This window comes from Rhodococcus sp. LB1 (assembly GCF_001583455.1).
GTDB lineage: Bacteria > Actinomycetota > Actinomycetes > Mycobacteriales > Mycobacteriaceae > Rhodococcus_F > Rhodococcus_F opacus.
In genome coordinates this window covers 1-16,942 of the sequence record NZ_LTCZ01000074.1, presented here as the reverse complement: position 1 = coordinate 16,942, position 16,942 = coordinate 1, and the positions used below count along the sequence as shown (strand labels likewise).

16 protein-coding genes are annotated in these 16,942 nt (G+C 64.0%); 14 read left to right on the top strand and 2 right to left on the bottom strand.

Translation table 11 applies throughout. The features are described from left to right. The 14 genes from AZG88_RS13465 to AZG88_RS13400 all read left to right on the top strand — a co-directional run. Positions 1-669, top strand: a 669-nt coding sequence (locus AZG88_RS13465; RefSeq protein WP_197487818.1) for a cytochrome c oxidase assembly protein, incomplete at its 5' end; no start/stop codon positions are given. Between the two features lie 209 nt (positions 670-878). Beyond that, positions 879-2,372 carry an aldehyde dehydrogenase family protein gene (locus tag AZG88_RS13460; protein WP_082833299.1) on the top strand — a complete coding sequence of 498 codons (1,494 nt, stop codon included), beginning with the start codon at positions 879-881 and terminating at the stop codon, positions 2,370-2,372. Between the two features lie 75 nt (positions 2,373-2,447). Continuing rightward, a complete protein-coding gene (locus AZG88_RS13455) occupies positions 2,448-3,647 on the top strand; it encodes a cytochrome P450 (RefSeq protein ID WP_063886803.1) in 1,200 nt (399 codons plus the stop codon). Between the two features lie 28 nt (positions 3,648-3,675). Further along, on the top strand, positions 3,676-3,864 hold the full coding sequence (locus AZG88_RS13450) for a ferredoxin (protein ID WP_061697970.1): 189 nt from the start codon (positions 3,676-3,678) through the stop codon (positions 3,862-3,864). Positions 3,865-3,956: 92 nt separating this feature from the next. Beyond that, positions 3,957-4,181: a DUF3263 domain-containing protein gene (locus AZG88_RS13445; protein WP_061697969.1), complete on the top strand. Its 225-nt coding sequence runs from the start codon at positions 3,957-3,959 to the stop codon at positions 4,179-4,181. Positions 4,182-4,439: 258 nt separating this feature from the next. After that, positions 4,440-6,764 carry an ATP-binding protein gene (locus AZG88_RS13440; RefSeq protein ID WP_197487817.1) on the top strand — a complete coding sequence of 775 codons (2,325 nt, stop codon included), beginning with the start codon at positions 4,440-4,442 and terminating at the stop codon, positions 6,762-6,764. Positions 6,765-6,852: 88 nt separating this feature from the next. Next, on the top strand, positions 6,853-7,965 hold the full coding sequence (locus AZG88_RS13435) for an NAD(P)-dependent alcohol dehydrogenase (protein WP_061697967.1): 1,113 nt from the start codon (positions 6,853-6,855) through the stop codon (positions 7,963-7,965). 98 nt (positions 7,966-8,063) lie between these two features. Further along, a complete protein-coding gene (locus AZG88_RS13430; RefSeq protein ID WP_442971717.1) occupies positions 8,064-9,014 on the top strand; it encodes a PDR/VanB family oxidoreductase in 951 nt (316 codons plus the stop codon). A gap of 153 nt (positions 9,015-9,167) precedes the next feature. Next, positions 9,168-10,049, top strand: coding sequence for an amidohydrolase family protein (locus AZG88_RS13425; protein ID WP_061697965.1), 882 nt, complete (start codon positions 9,168-9,170; stop codon positions 10,047-10,049). Continuing rightward, the gene (locus AZG88_RS13420; RefSeq protein ID WP_331712259.1) at positions 10,046-11,674 is read left to right on the top strand and encodes an AMP-binding protein; all 1,629 of its coding nucleotides are present in this window, start codon (positions 10,046-10,048) and stop codon (positions 11,672-11,674) included. The genes AZG88_RS13425 and AZG88_RS13420 overlap by 4 nt, the downstream gene beginning before the upstream one ends. Positions 11,675-11,789: 115 nt before the next feature. Then, complete coding sequence (locus AZG88_RS13415; RefSeq protein WP_061697963.1) at positions 11,790-12,686, top strand: SDR family NAD(P)-dependent oxidoreductase; 897 nt, start codon at positions 11,790-11,792, stop codon at positions 12,684-12,686. A gap of 40 nt (positions 12,687-12,726) precedes the next feature. Further along, on the top strand, positions 12,727-13,188 hold the full coding sequence (locus AZG88_RS13410; RefSeq protein WP_061697962.1) for a MaoC family dehydratase: 462 nt from the start codon (positions 12,727-12,729) through the stop codon (positions 13,186-13,188). A gap of 130 nt (positions 13,189-13,318) precedes the next feature. Continuing rightward, positions 13,319-13,981: a GntR family transcriptional regulator gene (locus tag AZG88_RS13405; RefSeq protein ID WP_061697961.1), complete on the top strand. Its 663-nt coding sequence runs from the start codon at positions 13,319-13,321 to the stop codon at positions 13,979-13,981. Between the two features lie 665 nt (positions 13,982-14,646). Continuing rightward, positions 14,647-15,420: a class II aldolase/adducin family protein gene (locus AZG88_RS13400; RefSeq protein ID WP_061697960.1), complete on the top strand. Its 774-nt coding sequence runs from the start codon at positions 14,647-14,649 to the stop codon at positions 15,418-15,420. Positions 15,421-15,559: 139 nt separating this feature from the next. On the opposite strand, the gene AZG88_RS13395 is transcribed toward AZG88_RS13400, so the two are convergent. Both AZG88_RS13395 and AZG88_RS13390 read right to left on the bottom strand, forming a co-directional pair. Further along, positions 15,560-16,336, bottom strand: a complete 777-nt coding sequence (locus tag AZG88_RS13395; RefSeq protein WP_061697959.1) for an alpha/beta fold hydrolase — start codon at positions 16,334-16,336, stop codon at positions 15,560-15,562. Continuing rightward, a partial coding sequence (locus tag AZG88_RS13390; RefSeq protein ID WP_061697958.1) for a carboxymuconolactone decarboxylase family protein occupies positions 16,333-16,942 on the bottom strand: 610 nt, incomplete at its 5' end. The genes AZG88_RS13395 and AZG88_RS13390, both read right to left, overlap by 4 nt.

Sequence of the window (16,942 nt, the reverse complement as noted above, 5' to 3'; positions counted from 1 at the left end):
ACATCTCGGGGGGAACGCCCCACCTTGTTCTCGGGGATAGCGCACTACGACGACCTCTTTGCCGTCCATGTCGGCCAGCATCTCGTGCTCATGATGGTCGCACCGATTCTGCTGGTGTACGGCGGCCCGCTACGTCTGCTCACCCGGTCCCTCCCCCAGCGCACGCGCCGCGAGGTCAGTGCCGTCCTCGCGGATCCGTTGGTCCGCCGCTTCACGGCCGGACGCCGTGCGGTGTTCTGGTTGTGCGCCGACTACTACGGCGCGATGGCGGTCTATCTCCTGACGCCGATTTACCGGTGGAGCACCGAACATCAGTGGTTGCACATCTCCGCCCACATGTATTTCCTCCTCTGCGGCCTGTTGTTCTGGATCCCCTTGATCGGCGAGGACCCGATTGGTCGACGAACCCCTTGGTCCACACAGCGGATCATGCTGGCGATGGGGGTGCCGTTCTACATAGCGCTCGGTACCGCGGTCGCCCTCCTTCCCACGGTGTCCGCCCTTCCCGGGGCTGCCGTTGCGGGCACCGTTCTGGCGGTGGGCGGCAGTGCGCTGTCCGTGCTGGGGTTGACCGTGCTGTGGGTGCGGGCTCACCGCGGCACTGTAGGCCTGGCAGGCACTCGCCCGGATGCGATCGAAGGAGCGGGATCATGGCCTGTTGCGTGCTGATCGCCCTGCTGATCGCCACTGGTCGCCGACGGTTGACCCGACGGCGCTCCCCCGACCACATCGGTGAGATCCAATCCATATCCGCCGAGTGAACGTGGTGCAAGACACAACCCGGGTAGGTGAGTCGGGTAGTTCTACCCGGTTCCCGGGGACCGTCGCACGCAACGCTTGATGCGACGCGAAACACACGAGGTGCGAAGGATCTGAGAATGACAGTTACTCAAGCAGCCGAGACGAATTCGGCGGCACCCCGGCCTGATATCACGCTTCCGGTCACCCAGCTGCTGATTGCGGGCCGGCACACGGACGCGGCCGATGGCGGTACCCGCGAGGTGTTCGACCCGGCCACCGGCTCCGTCGTGACTTCTGTGCCCGAGGCCACCGCTGACGATGTGCGGGCTGCGATCACCGCCGCCCGGGCGGCCTTCGACGAGGGTGCGTGGACGACTCTGACCTGCCGTGACCGTGGCCGCATCTTGCTGCACGCCGCGGTTCTGCTGCGGGAGCAGGCCGAGCAGTTTGCTCGGCTCGAGTCGATCGACACCGGAAAACCCATCACGTTCAGCCGGATGATCGATGTGGCCACCGCAGCGGACATGTTCGAGTACTACGGCAGCTTGGCGCTGGGCATCGAAGGGGCCACCCGTACGACCGGTGTTCCGACCTTCGCCTACACGCTCCGCGAGCCGATCGGAGTTGTCGCTGCGATCACTCCGTTCAATTTCCCGTTGATCCTGTCGCTGTCGAAGATTGCTCCGGCGCTGGCTGCGGGCAACACCGTCGTCCACAAGCCCGCCGAGGACACCCCACTGACTGCGTTGGCGATCGGTGAGCTTCTCAGTACGGCGGGCCTGCCGGACGGTGTTTTCAATGTGGTCACCGGTGGGGCCGAGGCCGGCAGCGTCCTCGTCGAGGACCCCAGGGTGGACAAGATCGCCTTCACCGGGTCGACCGCGGTCGGCACAACGATCGCCACCCGTGCGGCTGCCACACTCAAGCATGTCACCGTCGAACTCGGCGGCAAGTCAGCCAACCTGATCTTCGCAGACGCCGACATCGAATCGGCTGTGCAGGCCGCGATTTCCGGCTTCGTCTACAACACTGGGCAGTTCTGCATGGCCGGTACCCGCCTGCTGGTCGAGCGCCCCATCTACGAGGATGTGGTGACGGCCGTCGGCGCCGGAGCCGGATACGTTCCGGTCGGCGACCCCTTCGCGGACTCCACCGTGATCGGGCCGATGACCGGGCCCAAGCACCTGGCGAAGGTCACCGGGTTCTTGGACAAGGCGGCCGCCGCCGACGTGCGGGTGCTCGGTGGCGGCGCGGTCAGCGGCGTCGACGGCGCGGGTTGGTATCAGGCCCCGACAGTGCTCGCCGACGTCGCGCAGGACTCGGAGTTCGTGCAGGAAGAAATCTTCGGTCCGGTTCTGACTGTGCAGCCGTTCGACAGCGAGGACGAGGCCGTCGCCCTGGCCAACTCCACCCGCTATGGTCTGGCCGCCGGCCTTCAGACCTCCGATATCGGCCGAGCCCACCGTGTCGCCGCTCGCCTGAAGGCGGGTTTGGTGTGGGTCAATAACTGGGGTGTCCTCGACGTCCAGATGCCGATCGGTGGATATAAGCAGTCCGGATACGGCCGGGAGAACGGCCCCGAAGGACTCGACGAATATCTGCAGACCAAGTCGGTGATCGTCGCGACCTAAGTCGTTCGCTCGCCACTCCCACTTGTTTGACCCCTTCCAGGCCGTCGGCCTGATCCAGCCCGAAGGAAATCTCTCATGACCATGACACTCAGCGATCGCGCCCGCTTCGAAACCGACCTCGACCTGTGGGACGACGAGGTCTTGCTCAACCCGTATCCGCACTACAAGATGCTGCGAGACAAGGGACCAGCCGCATACCTGACCAAGTACGACATGTGGATCCTCACCCGCTACGACCAGGTCAAGAATGCACTCGCCGACTGGGAAACCTTTAGTTCCGCCCACCTCGGAGGGATCGCCTTCAACCAGGCCTGCAACGAGGCCTGGACGGGGTCGACTCTGGTGACCGACCCGCCCGCCCATGCCGCGCCGCGCAAGGTGTTCGACGACGCACTGCGCCCTCGGTTTGTCCGCAAGGCCCTCGGCGACATCGAGTCCCGCGCCCGGGTGGTCGTCGACCAGCTGCTCGAGCGCAAGACCTTCGACGGTGTCATCGACTTCGCCCGGGACTTGCCCATGCACATTGTGATGGATCTCGTTGGCTGGCCGGAGGATGGTCGCGACAAGATCCTCGAATGGGCTGAGGGCAGCTTCAATTCGGCGGGCCCGGAGAACCAGCGAATGCTCGATTCGCTGCCGAAGGTGGCCCAGGCCTTCCAGTACCTCCAGGAGATCGCCAACGAGGAGAACCTGATCCCCGGTAGCTTCGGCAGCATCATCCTCGATGCCGCCAACCGTGGCGAGCTGCCGAAGGAGAACGTACCGATCATGCTGGCCGGGTACCTCAATGCAGCGCTGGACACCACCATCAACGCGGTCGGAAGCTTGCTGATGCTGTTCGCGCAGAACCCCGACCAGTGGAAGCTCGTCCACGAGGATCCCACACTGGTCCCGAGTGCGTTCCTTGAGGGCGTGCGCATGGAGTCGCCGGCGCAGTTCTTCTCCCGCGCCACCACACGGGAGGTCGACCTCGGAGAGGGCGTCATCATCGCGGCCGACTCGAAGGTCATCCACTCCTACGCGGCAGCGAATCGCGACGAGCGCCACTACCCGGACCCGGACAAGTTCGACGTCCGGCGCAATCCGACCGACAATCTCGCGTTCGACTTCGGTACCCATGCCTGCCCTGGCCGCACCCTGGCGACGATGGAAGCGCAGGCGTTGTTCACGGCGCTCGCGGAGAGGGTCACGACCATCGAACTCGTCGGTGAGCCGACGCGGGTGCCGAACAACATCACCCGTGGTCTGTCGACACTGCCGGTACGAATCAGCTGAGCGACCGACCACGAGAGGATCAAGCACTGTGAAACTCGACATCGATCGCAACGTATGCGACGGACACGGCATGTGCGCCCAGTCCGCCCCCGATTACGTCCGACTCGACGACGACGGGGAACCCGTCGTGATTCAGGACGAAGTGCCGGCAGAGGTACCTCCGGCGGTGGACCTTGCGCTGCGTGCCTGCCCGGTCAGCGCCGTTCACCTCGACTGATCGCACTTCTTTCTTCAGTGGCGGCACTGCACGGGTAGCCCCCCGCGCAGTGCCGCCACTGCGCATTTCAACAAGACCGGAAAGGACTTCGCATGAGCACCGAAGATAAGGCCCTCCTTGACTATGCCCGAATATGGGCGCCGTACGGTGGCCCACGGCGTGGTGACATCCTCGTCGAGTTCGGGATGACACCTGCGCATTTCTATACCCACCTCCGGCGGATCCTCGACTCCCGATTCCTCGGGACGAACAAGTTCGCGCCGGGTGAACTCGTCCGCCTCCACGCCGTGGTCAACGCCCAACCCGGGCCGCCCTGACCACCTCGATGAAATCGCTCGCAACCGTGACCATCAAGTCGCGCACGCACAACACGATGAATTGTCCGGCGCCACACTCATTTAGATCAGCGGATCGCTGATTACCGCAACATGGAAGAAATGACGAACGCTGATCTTCCCCTCAACCTCGCGAGACCCGCACTGTATTGTGATCTAGATCATGTGGAGTGTTGGTCCGATATCGTCGCTCGCCTGCCGGCCGATCATGCGCTTCGCCCTCAGCGAGGAGGCGTGCCGGTGACCGGTATCCGTATGCCCGGGAATCTTCCAGTTCAGGTGACGAGTTTCGTCGGACGTGACGACGTGCGGGAATCGGTTCGCGAAGCACTGACTCGCTCGAAGCTGGTCACCCTGACCGGATTCGGCGGTATGGGCAAGTCTCGTCTCGCTCTCACTGTGGCCGAAGAGGTTCGCGACACCTTCGCCGATGGCGTCTGGTTCGTCGATCTCACACCGGTGAAACAAAGTTCGGCCATCGAGGAGGCGGTCCTGGCCGCGCTCGGCGGTCAGGATCATTCGACCGGGTCCGCACACGATCAACTGCTGTCGTACCTCGAGGACCGACAGATCCTCCTTCTTCTCGACAACTGCGAGCACGTTATTGATCAGGCGGCGGCGCTGGCAGCCGAACTGTTGGCAACCGACTTGGACGTGCACATTCTGGCCACCAGTCGGGAGTCGCTGCGCGCAGCAGGCGAGCAGGTCATCCCTGTTCCACCACTGTCGGCACCCGATCCCTCGTCGGTATCCGACTCCGCCCAAGTCACGCAATATGATTCAGCGGCACTGTTACTGGACCGGGCGACCGCGGCACATCCGGGTTTCGCGATCACGGACGCCAACTTCAGGGCGGTCGCGCAGCTGTGTGCACGACTGGAGGGTAGCCCGCTGGCCATTGAGTTGGCAGCCACACGGTTGCGGTCGCTGTCCGTCGCCCAGGTGGTCCAGCGCCTGGACGATCAGTTTCACGTGCTGGGAAGCGGCGAGCGATCCGCACCTCCCAGGCAACGCTCACTGCGGGCGCTGGTGGACTGGAGCTACGACCTGTGCAGCGTCGAGGAGCGATTGTTGTGGCAGCGGGCCTCGGTGTTCGCCGGCGGATTCGACCTCGAGGCTGCCGAGGGTGTCTGCGCGGACGAGAACGTCACGGCGCGAGAGGTACTGCAGCTCATCGATCAACTCGTCTCGAAGTCGATCCTCATGGCCGACACCGATGCATCGACCGCGCGGTTCCATTTCCTCGAGACCATCCGTCAATACGGGTATGAGCGGCTTGGGGAGTCGGGGCAGGCTGAAAGTGTGAGCCGGGCGCATCGCGACTACTACCTCGCCCTCGCTCGAACGGTGTTCGACAATTGGGCTACAGCCCAACAGATCGAGGGCATCTCGCAGCTGCGGGACGAGCGATTCAACATCAGCCGAGCTCTCGAATGGAGTTTCTCCACTCCCGGCGAGCAACAGGCCGGCCTGGAAATGGTGATCACATTGCGCTTCCACTGGGCAATCGGCGGCTTCCTCCGGGAAGGCCGACGGTGGCTCGATCAGGCAATCACCTATCAACCCGAACCCACCCCCGCGCGGGGCACCGCATTGTGGGTCGCAGCGTGGGTCGCTCTGGTGCAAGGCGACCGTGACGGGGCCGCAACATATCTTGTCGAGGCACAACGCACTGCCGACGCCCTGGGCGGTGGCGACCTACAGACCTATGTCGAGTTGATGATCGGCACAGCCGCGCTGTTCCGCTCCGACCTGTCCGAGGCGATTACCGCACTCGATCGGGCCATCATCGGCCTCGAGGCGATCGGCGACCATGCCGGTATTTTGCTCGGGTCGATGCAGCTGGTGGTGGCGCTCGCACAAGCCGGCGAGAGCTCCCGTGCTCAGCAAGTCGCGGCGAGTGCACTGCAGCTGAGCGAGGACTGCGGGGAGCATTGGGGACGATGCCAGGCGATGTGGGCACTGGGCTTCGACAGCTGGCTCAGCGCCGACCACGACCGCGCGACAAGCCTCGTACGGCAGGCGCTCGCCATGAAGCCGGAGTTCAACAGGGTGGGTACCGCACTCGACATCGACCTGCTGGCCTGGGTGGCGGCATCGCAGGGCGACAATGAGCGGGCCGTGCGTCTTTTCGGAGCCGCACGATCGATGTGGACCGACCTCGGCACCACTATCGGAGCGTTCGGCTTGCACTTCGCCGAGCATTCCGCGCTCTGCGAGAAACGGCTTCGCGTCGCCCTCGCGCCCGACAAGTTCGATGCACTGGCGGCCGAGGGCGCGTCCTGGAGCGCTCCGCGTGCCGTCACCTACGCTCTCGGCGGGCGTGAACGCACACTCGATACCTCCACGACCACATTGCCCGTGGCATTGACGCGGCGGGAGCGTCAGGTCGCGGACATGGTGGCGGACGGATTGAGCAACCGGGAAATCGCCGAGGAGTTGGTTCTGTCGACTCGCACGGTCGATGGACATGTCGAGAACATCTTCAGCAAGCTGCACGTCAATTCCCGGGCCCAGGTCGCTGCCTGGGTGACCCGCACGCGGGCCGCCGCAGAGAATGGGTAGCCAAACCGGGTAGTACTACCCGGTTGCCGCACTCCCTCCTCGAGCACCATGTGACTCACCGCACATCCGTGTTTACAGGGAGAGACAGATGACAGTTACAACGACCGCGGCCCTGGTCGAAGCAGCCGGCGCCGACTTCGTCCTCGGAGAGATCGAACTCGATGATCTGCGTCCGGACGAGGTGCTGGTGAAGATGGTCGCCGCGGGGCTGTGCCACACCGACCTCTCCGTGCAGGCCGGTCACACCGGGTACGCATTCCCGGGCATTCTCGGCCACGAGGGCGCCGGCGTCGTCGAGGCGGTCGGCTCGGCGGTCACGAGGGTACGGCCGGGCGATCATGTAGCCCTGACCTTCACTTCCTGCGGGAGCTGTGCGCATTGCCGCGGCGGACATCCCGCCTACTGCGCGACGTGGGTGCCCGCAAATCTGTTCAACAACGGTCTGCGGGCCGACGGATCGTCGACGGCGCGGCGCGACAGTGCAGCGGTGACCGCCCGGTTCTTCGGGCAGTCGTCCTTCAGCGCTCATGCGGTGGTCGACGAACGGTGCGTGGTCCCTCTCGACGACGACCTACCGCTACATCTGATGGCCCCGCTCGGATGCGCCATTCAGACCGGCGCCGGCACAGTGCTGAACATTCTCAAGCCCGACGCGGGTCAGTCCGTCGCCGTGTTCGGAACCGGAGCGGTGGGATTGGCCGCGATCATGGGGGCTGCTGTCACGGCCGCTGGAGCGATCATCGCGGTGGACCGGGTCCAGTCTCGACTGGACTTGGCCCTCGAGCTGGGCGCAACCCACGCCATCAACACCACCACCGCCGATCTTGCCGGTGAGATCGCAGCGATTACCGGCGGCGCCGGCCTCGACCATGCCGTGGACACCACTGCGAACGTCGGGGTTACCCGCGCCATCACCGACAACCTCGCGACGTTCGGCACCTGTGCGGTCGTGGGTGCACCGGCACCCGGCACGGAGCTGGCCATCGACATCAGTGCGCTCCTGGTCGGTCGCAAGATCGTGGGGGTCACCGAGGGCGATTCGGAGCCGCTGACCTTCATTCCCGCCCTCGCAGACCTGTACCGCCAGGGCCGGTTGCCGCTCGAGAAGCTGGTGACCACCTACCCGTTCAGCGAAATCAACAAAGCCGCGGAGGACGCGAAGGCCGGTACGACGATCAAGCCGGTTCTGCTGTTCGACTGATTAGACGTTCCTGGTCTTGCGAACAGCGTGTACGAATGTCTGGAGAAATTGTGATGACACAGATCGAGAACACCCGTGTCGGGTCCACTTCGGTCACCATGAAGCTAACCGAATACGAGGCTGACGTCCTGGTCGAGTCGAAGAAACTGGTCGCCGACGGGGTGGTACTCCTCGTGTTGCGGCACACGGACGGCGAACAACTCCCGGCGTGGGAGCCGGGTGCGCACATCGACCTCGTCCTGCCCGGCGACACTACCCGCCAATACTCACTGATGGGTGACCCCGACGACCGCCAGCGGTGGAAGGTGGGTGTGCTGCGGGAGCCCGAGAGCCGCGGGGGCTCGGAGTACATCCACGACCAACTGGTCGAGGGCCAGACCGTCCGTGTACGTGGCCCTCGCAACCATTTCGAGCTCGCAACGTCGAACCGGTACCACTTCATCGCCGGTGGCATCGGCATCACTCCGATGATCCCGATGATCCGATCCGCCCAGACCTCCGGTGCCGAGTGGAAGCTGACCTACGGAGGACGTCAGCGCAGTTCGATGGCCTTCCTCGACGACCTGGAACAGCATGGTGACAAGGTCGACGTCTTCCCTCAGGACACGCGAGGGTTTCCCGATCTCGATGCGATCCTGTCCACGCTCGCGCCCGGAACACAGGTGTACTGCTGTGGCCCGGAGGGCTTGCTCACGGCGGTGGAAGACAAATGCGCGCAGTGGAAAGTAGGCGATCCGCACATCGAACGGTTCTCACCCAAGCACTTCGACGATGCCGTCAACACCGCTTTCGATGTCGAACTTCGGGAGAGCGGTCTAACCCTGCATGTTCCAGCCGACCAGTCGATTCTCCAGGTGGTGCGCGCTGCGGGTGTCGGAACAACCGCCTCGTGCGAGGAGGGCACCTGCGGCACCTGTGAGACCGGTGTCCACGAAGGAACTCCCGACCATCGGGACTCGGTTCTCACGGCCGACGAACAGGCCGAGAACGACTACATGATGATCTGCGTGTCGCGGTCGTGCTCGAAGAAGCTCGTTCTCGAACTCTGACCGCGCGACTACGTCATTTGACGCAGCCATCGTGGCGACGGTTTGCGGTGTTCCAGACTCGATGAAGTTCGTAACATCCAGGACAGACGCGCATTTCACAAATAGTTTGCCCGCCGCGAGCGAGCGTATTTCACCACAACGAACAGGACCCGCATGAACACCGAAACACTGGTCGCCGTCGACGTGCACACCCACGTGTTGGCGTCGACGCGCACACCGGCCTCCGACGGCGGTGGCGCCTCCGAAATCGCGAACGTCTTCGGTGATATGCCCGAACTCACCGTTCCCGAGCTGGCCGATTACTACCGTGAGCGCAACATGGCGGCAGTGGTGTTCACCGTCGACAGCCCCGTGCGGTCCGGGCGCGAACCGCGGGTGTCCAATGAAGAGATCGCCGAACTCGCAGCCGAGAACGCGGACGTGCTACTGCCGTTCGCCAGTGTCGATCCCGGTCGGGGTGCCGCGGGCGTGAAGTGGGCGAAACGACTGATCGACGAGCACAAGGTGCGCGGCTTCAAGTTCCATCCCAGCGAGCAGGCGTTCTACCCGAACGACCGCAGCGCGTACCCCCTCTACGAGGTGATCGCCGAAGCAGGGCTTCCGGCGCTGTTCCACAGCGGCCAGACCGGTGTCGGAGCAGGCCAGCGCGGCGGCGGTGGGATCCGACTCAAGTACAGCAATCCACTGTTTCTCGACGACGTCGCGGTGGATTTTCCCGACATGCCGATCATCATCGCGCATCCTTCGTTCCCCTGGCAGGACGAGGCATTGGCGGTGGCCGGTCACAAGCCGCAGGTCTACATCGACCTGTCCGGGTGGTCGCCGAAGTACTTCCCGGAGAACCTGGTGGCCCAGGTCAATTCACTGCTGAAGCGAAAGGTGCTGTTCGGGTCCGACTTCCCGGCGATCACCCCCGACCGGTGGCTGAAGGACTTCGAAAAACTGCCGATCAAGGATGAAGTTCGACCCCTGGTGCTCAAGGAAAACGCCATCCGCCTGTTCGGTCTCAACGGCGCCGAGACGGAAAGGGGCTGAGGACCATCGACGTCAGTTTTGGCACGATCCTCGAGGCCGTCGCAGAAGCCGTGCCCGACCGCATCGCCATCTCCACACCGGACAGCGAGTACACCTACGCCCAATTCGAGGAGCGATCAGCCAGGCTCGCGACGGCTCTGCAGCAATCCGGTGTGGCCGCCGGCGACACCGTCGCGTGCTACCTCTACAACAGTGCCGCGTACCTCGAGACGGTGTTCGCCGCGTTCAAGATCGGGGCGGTCCCGGTCAACGCCAACTACCGGTACACCGGTTCCGAACTGGCCTCGTTGCTCACCGACGCGGATGCTCGCGCCCTGGTCTACAGCGATCAGCTGGCAGCCAACGTCGACGGTATCGTCGACGCGGTCCCCACGCTGGCCGTCGCCCTGCGCGCCGGCGGAAAGGCGGTGGGGGTTGCCGCGGGTGACGACTTGGACGGAGCGATCGCCGCGCACCCACCACTTCCGCAGGCACCGCGGCCGGGGACCGACACATTGTTCATGTACACCGGAGGCACCACCGGTCGCCCTAAAGGGGTGATTTGGCGACACCGGGACCTTCTGCATTCGCTGGCAGTGCCCGTCTATCGGCCGGTTGGGCGTGACCTGCCCACCACGATCGCCGACGCCGTCGACGCCGCCCGAGAGGCAAGCGTTCGCGGGATGGTCCCGGTCACCATGCCGGTCGTGCCGCTCATGCACGCCACCGGTCTGTTCAACACGATCGGCACGATGCTGCTCGGTGGGACCGTGGTACTCGCCGACCCGGGTGGCCTGGACCCTTCCCGGGTGTGGTCGATCGTGCAGGACAAGCACGTCAAGACGATCATCGTCGCCGGCAACGCCGTCTGTTCGCCGCTGATCGACGAGCTCACCCGGTCCGAAACCAACGGACAGTCCTATGATCTGAGCAGTTTGCGGACCGTGCTCAGCTCAGGCACCGCGTTCAGCGACCATCTCAAACAGGCGCTTCACGAGCGGGCCGACGTCACCATCATCGACGCGATCGGCTCGAGCGAGGGCGGACCGTTCGTATTCGCGACCACGTCCTCGACCGACGACCTCCCCGCCAAGTTCTTCCCGGTGCCGGCGACGAAGGTGTTCGACGAGCACGACAACGAGGTGCTACCGGGAAGCGGGACCACCGGTGTCCTCGCCTACAGCGGCCCCTCCCCCCTCGGCTACTACAAGGACGAGGGCAAGACGGCGCTGACCTTCCGCGTCATCGGTGGTGTCCGGTACTCCCTCCCGGGAGACTTCGTGGAGGTACACGAGGACGGTTCCATCCGATTCCTCGGACGCCAATCCGGGGTGATCAACACTGGTGGCGAGAAGGTACATCCCCAGGAGGTCGAGGACGTACTGCTCACCCATCCAGACGTCCGAGACTGCGTCGTTGTCGGTGCACCGGACCCGAAGTGGGGTGAACAAGTCGCAGCCGTCGTCGCCATCGATGCCGCGAGCACAGTGACCGAGGAAGACCTGCAGAACTGGGTCCGGCAGGAACTCGCCGGATACAAAGTCCCGCGCACGGTTGTCCTCCTCGGCCGCCTACCGCGAACACCGACGGGCAAGATCGAAATATCCTGGGCCAAGCAGCAAGTAACAATGATGTCAGCGCAGTAACCATAATTTCCTGTGTCGCTAAATGCACTGCGCGACAACGTAGATCAGACCCCTCGGGCCAACCAACCCGATCGATGATACGAGAACCGCAGCCGACGGCTGCGAAGGAGTAATGATGAGTTTGCAGGGAACAGTCGCAATCGTCACCGGATCTGGACGCGGACTCGGCCGGGCGTATGCCCACGGACTCGCCGCGGCCGGTGCTGCGGTGGTCGTCAACGACCTCGATGGGGACGTCGCGAAGGACACCGTCGAGAGCATCGTGTCGAAGGGCGGGCGCGCCGTGGCGGAGGTCGCCCCGGTGGGCACTTCCGATGTGGCGGACGCGCTGGTTCAGCGGGCAGTATCCGAATTCGGGCGACTCGACGTCATGGTCACCAACGCCGGGGCACTCCGAGACAAGACGCTGCGCAACACCACCGACGAGGACTTCGACCTTGTCGTGGGCAGCCATCTTCGAGGCACCTTCACCTGTGGACGGGCTGCCGTCGATCAGTTCCGGCAGCAGGGCGAAGGTGGGCGGCTGATCCTCGTCGGTTCGCCTGCCGGTCAGCGGGCCAGCTTCGGCCAGACCGCGTACTCGGCCTCCAAGGGGGCCATCGTGGCGATGATGCGTACTTGGGCTGCCGAATGCAAGAAACTCGACGTCACCGTCAACGCGATCATTCCCACCGCCCTGACTCGCATGGTCGCCACCATCCCGGGTCTCGGCGAACTCGTGGAGAAGGCAGAAGCGGGCGAACCGATCCCGGAGAAGGCACGCCGCATCGGACTCGGAACACCCGACGATGTCTCTCCGCTGGTGGTGTACCTGGCGTCGAAGGCCTCCTCGCATGTGACCGGGCAGGCGATCGCGGTCGGCGGCGACCGGATCGCTCTGTGGACTCATCCCTCCGAGGTGCACGAGCAGTTCTCCCCCGGCGGCTGGACACCCCAGTCGGTCGACGATGTGTTCTCAGCAGCATTGGCAAGTGAGCTGCAGGATTACACACCGAAGCCGCTCGACCTGTGATGACGCTGGGACAACCTGTGAAGAGTGAAGAGAGGACACAATGAGCGCGACGACTGTCAACGGAGTCGACGGAGTCAAGGCACTACCGACGGGTGAGCTACTCGGGTACAGCGACTGGGTCGAAATCACGCAGGAGAGCGTCAACCAGTTCGCCGACGCCACCGGAGACCACCAATGGCTTCATGTGGACCCCGAACGCGCCAAGAACGGACCGTTCGGCGGCCCCATCGCTCACGGATATCTCACCTTGTCGCTGGTTCCGCTGCTCCTCCCCCAGGTTCTCGAGCTATCTGGTTTCAGCATGGGCGTGAACTACGGGTGCGATCGGGTCCGCTTCCCCGCACCCGTCCCCGTCGGCAGCAAAGTCCGCGCCGGAGTCGTCCTCGATTCGGTCACCGATGTCGCCGGCGGTATCCAACTCACGGTGTCAATGACCTTCGAAATCGAGGGCGGCACCAAACCCGCCTGCATCGCCACCATCCTGGTTCGCCAATACCCGTGACCTGATGGTCACAAGTAGTCGTCGTGCTGTCTGCTCACGGCGCGAGATGCGGTGAGACGCGGCGATCCCGCGTCTCACCGCCCTGCGCCCGCATACCGACGTGAAACCAATTGAGCAGGGAGATGAATCGATGGCTGTGAAGGACGCACGTGTGTATCGGGCCAGCCAAGATGCGGTGACCGCACGGATCCGCACCGCCATCGTCAACGGAGATCTTGTTCCCAATCAGCGCATGATCGAGGCCGACCTCTGCAGCGAGTTCGATGCCAGCCGCTCGGTAGTGCGCGCTGCCTTGCACGATCTCGCCGTTGAGGGCCTCGTCGAAAAGATCCAGAACCGCGGCGCACGGGTGAGAGCCGTCTCCCCGGCCGAGGCGGGTGAGATCACCGAGATATGTATCGCCATCGAAGGGCTCTGTGCAGCAAAGGCTACCGAGAACATCACCGACGCCGAGATTGCGGAACTCGCTGCCCTCCGCGCGGAACTGATCACCGCGGCCGAAACCAGAGATGCCTTCGCATACTCGCGGCTGGACCACAGGCTGCACAATCAGATTCGTGCTCTTAGCGGGAACCGTACCGCAGGGATGGTCCTCGACCGGCTCCGAGCACAAGTGGCGCACCATGAGTCGAAATGGGGCATGCACCCAGACCAGATGAGGCGTGCACTACCCGATCACCTCGCCGTCATCGACGAGATCTGCGCGCGCCGCCCCGAACAGGCGGAAACCGCGATGTGCCGGCTCCTCAACGGACTCGCCGGTATGACCCGCGCGGCGGCCGCGCCCGGGTGACCGGCGGGGCAGTCCTCGCTGTTCGCTCCGCAGACCACCCCCCGCCAGCGTAATGGTCCTTCCGCGGCGAATGGCGCTGTCGTGTCGTGACCATTCTGCACCGCCCGTGCGATCCCTGATGCGCCCACGGGCCACCAGATGAGTCCACGTCCGCCTATACCGGAGCGGCATCCGCTTTCGCGCTGCCCGCACATCCTCCACGGGTCCTTGACGCCCGCCTTGCCCATCGCGCAGCGGACGACGTCGCCGGTGCCGTTTCGGACCCTGAAGCCACCATCGCGACTACCCCACCGCTCGTTCTCGGACCGATCCTCGATGGGTCGGCCGTCGACCCGAAAACAAACCTTTCCTTGCCTTTTCTCGCACATTTTCCCGGTTTTCTTTTGTCCGACAGCGTGGCAAAGTTCGAGTGACGGGGATCACCATCATTGGTCATCTGCGACAAAAAAGGAAGACCCGGCGACCCAGTTGGCAACGCCCGTCCACACCTGGAACTTCATTCCAGCAGGACAGTGTTGCAGCGCCCTGTGGCACGGGGGATTCGTTCCACGAACCGGAGCAACAAGCGGAGGGATCGCATACGCGCATTTCGGGCGGTCCCCGAATTGACCCTTTGGGTCTTTGCCACTGGAAATCGGGTTGATGTATCGAGACGAAGGAAGAGGATGACTGCGACACTTACCTCCCCCGCCCCCGTAGGTTGCTCACCCGAGGAGTGGTCCGCTCGGGTCGAGCTGGCAGGAACTTTTCGCCTGTTCGCGATGCTCGGCTGGGACGAGATGATCTTCAACCACATTTCGTTCCGCTTGCCGGGCGAGACCCCTACTTACCTGATGAACCCCTTCGGGCTGATGTACGAGGAAATCACAGCCTCGCAACTGATCAAGGTCGATCTGGATGGCAACTTGGTGGAAGACAGTCCGTATGCGGCGAATCCGGCAGGATTCTTGTTTCACGGCGCTATTCATCGAACAGTTCCTCACGCGCACTGTGTGATGCATACCCATACAACCGCCGGCTCCGCCGTTGCGTGTCTGGACGAAGGGCTGTCGCCGGACAACTTCTATGCAGCACAACTGCGTAATTCCGTCGGGTATCACGAGTTCGAAGGGATCACCGTCAACGAGGGGGAGATTCCTCGGATGCTGGCATCCCTGAACGACAAACCCCTGTTGATTCTGCGTAACCACGGTCTGTTGTCCCACGGACCGTCGATCGCGCATGCGTTCTACCGTCTCTGGGTTCTCGACCGAGCCTGTCAGGTGCAGTTGGCAGCGCAATCGACCGGCCAACCGCTCCGATCGGTCACCGATGCTGCCGCCCGATCCAGTGCCCAAGTCGCGGCGGATTTCGTTGCACCTGGGCGCGGACCGGAACGTCTGATGTTCGAGGCGTTGCTCAGAAAGGTGCACCGGCACGATCCGGGCTTCGCCTCATAGTCCATGTTTCTGGTGGTTCCAAGCACCTGAGAGAGGTCGGCCTCGGCAGCGGTCTCATGGTGGAGGTTGTTGAGGTCTCACCCGCTCCGCTGCAGCACCTCCCGGGGTCGACAACTTATCCGCGACTGGGGCGTAGTGCTTACGCGAGGTGCCGCAGCAGTTCGGCGTTGACCTGCCGCCACTCCTCCATGTTGACCATGTGCCCACTACGGGACATGAGGACTCGCCGTGCAGTTGCGATGCGCGTGGAGAGCAACAGGCCGATGTCTTTGTATCCATCGACGTCACGGGCACCGTTGACGATCAGGGTCGGAGCCTCGATCAGGGATAGCCGCTCGGTGACATCCGGTAATGGCCGCGGGTTAGACCGCCCTTGCCACTGCAGACCTTCGTAGTCCGCGATCATGCGGCTGACCGCGTCCGCTGCCTCCGGGAAGGATCGCAACGATGCAAACACCGGATGGGTGAGCCAGAACTCCTTGGCAGACTCCACGCCGTGGCTGTGGGCGTGTGCCATTACCTCGTCCGGAGGACGGGGTGCCTTCCATTCGAAGCTCGCCAAGCCAGGCGACATGAGCACGAGACGATCGACTCGCGGTGGGTGATATGCGGCGGCCGCGAGAGCGATGTTTGCACCGAGTGACAGACCGATCATGTGCGCCTTGCCGATGCCCCTGGCGTCCAGCACGGCGACCAGGTCATCGAGGTGCGACCTCTCGGGACATCCACTGGATGACCGACCGAATCCGCGCAGGTCGTAGGAGATCACATGATGGTGGGCCGCCAGAGCCTCCAGCTGCTGACGCCACATCCGTCGGTCGAGCGAGAATCCGTGCAAGAGAACAACAGGGGTGCCATCGCCCACCTGTTCGCCGCGGATTGTTCCCTGATCAACGGGGATGGAGAAGGCCGTCATGGGGTGTCCTCGGTTCGCAAGGGCGGCCTGAAGGTCGCCAGTGCGACTGCCAGCATCTCGTAGTATCCGACCAGCCAGACCAGGGCAGCCAGCCGGTCGTGACCGAGCAGGTTCGTTGCATCGGCGTAGAGGTCGTCGTTGAGGCCGCGTTCGATGATCAGCCGCCGGACCAGGGCGACGATGGCTTCCTCGGGTGGCGCCAGACCCTCCGGAACTTCGGCGTCGAGCACCTGTTGAAGTTGACGACTCGTCAACCCGGCGGCCCGGGCTGCGTTTTCGTGGGCGAGCCATTCGAATTCCGAAGCGCGACATGCGGCGACCGTGAGGATGGCCAGCTCACGCTCACGGGCTGTGAAGGTGTCGTCGAAGCGCAAGGCCGCACCGAGCGCTTGAACAACGGATCCGAGGCGCGTGTGAAGCAACATCAGCCCGAACGGACCCAGCAGCCGGCCCTCGGGATCGGTCAACGGAACCTGGGAGGTCTGCGTCCGCCGGGGTCCATCGGTGATTGTGGTGTACAGCAGCTTCTGGTCTGCGGTCAGCTCGTCGGGTTCGAGCAGGGCGACTCGCGGGATACCGGCCGGGGCGGGGCGGCCCCGTAGCTCG

What these genes read in the sequence shown, in the direction of transcription:
- AZG88_RS13460 (WP_082833299.1), top strand. Translation starts at nt 879, where the DNA reads ATGACAGTTACTCAAGCAGCCGAGACGAATTCGGCGGCACCCCGGCCT.
- AZG88_RS13455 (WP_063886803.1), top strand. Translation starts at nt 2,448, where the DNA reads ATGACCATGACACTCAGCGATCGCGCCCGCTTCGAAACCGACCTCGAC.
- AZG88_RS13445 (WP_061697969.1), top strand. Translation starts at nt 3,957, where the DNA reads ATGAGCACCGAAGATAAGGCCCTCCTTGACTATGCCCGAATATGGGCG.
- AZG88_RS13435 (WP_061697967.1), top strand. Translation starts at nt 6,853, where the DNA reads ATGACAGTTACAACGACCGCGGCCCTGGTCGAAGCAGCCGGCGCCGAC.
- AZG88_RS13430 (WP_442971717.1), top strand. Translation starts at nt 8,064, where the DNA reads ATGAAGCTAACCGAATACGAGGCTGACGTCCTGGTCGAGTCGAAGAAA.
- AZG88_RS13425 (WP_061697965.1), top strand. Translation starts at nt 9,168, where the DNA reads ATGAACACCGAAACACTGGTCGCCGTCGACGTGCACACCCACGTGTTG.
- AZG88_RS13415 (WP_061697963.1), top strand. Translation starts at nt 11,790, where the DNA reads ATGAGTTTGCAGGGAACAGTCGCAATCGTCACCGGATCTGGACGCGGA.
- AZG88_RS13410 (WP_061697962.1), top strand. Translation starts at nt 12,727, where the DNA reads ATGAGCGCGACGACTGTCAACGGAGTCGACGGAGTCAAGGCACTACCG.
- AZG88_RS13405 (WP_061697961.1), top strand. Translation starts at nt 13,319, where the DNA reads ATGGCTGTGAAGGACGCACGTGTGTATCGGGCCAGCCAAGATGCGGTG.
- AZG88_RS13400 (WP_061697960.1), top strand. Translation starts at nt 14,647, where the DNA reads ATGACTGCGACACTTACCTCCCCCGCCCCCGTAGGTTGCTCACCCGAG.
- AZG88_RS13395 (WP_061697959.1), bottom strand. Translation starts at nt 16,336, where the DNA reads ATGACGGCCTTCTCCATCCCCGTTGATCAGGGAACAATCCGCGGCGAA.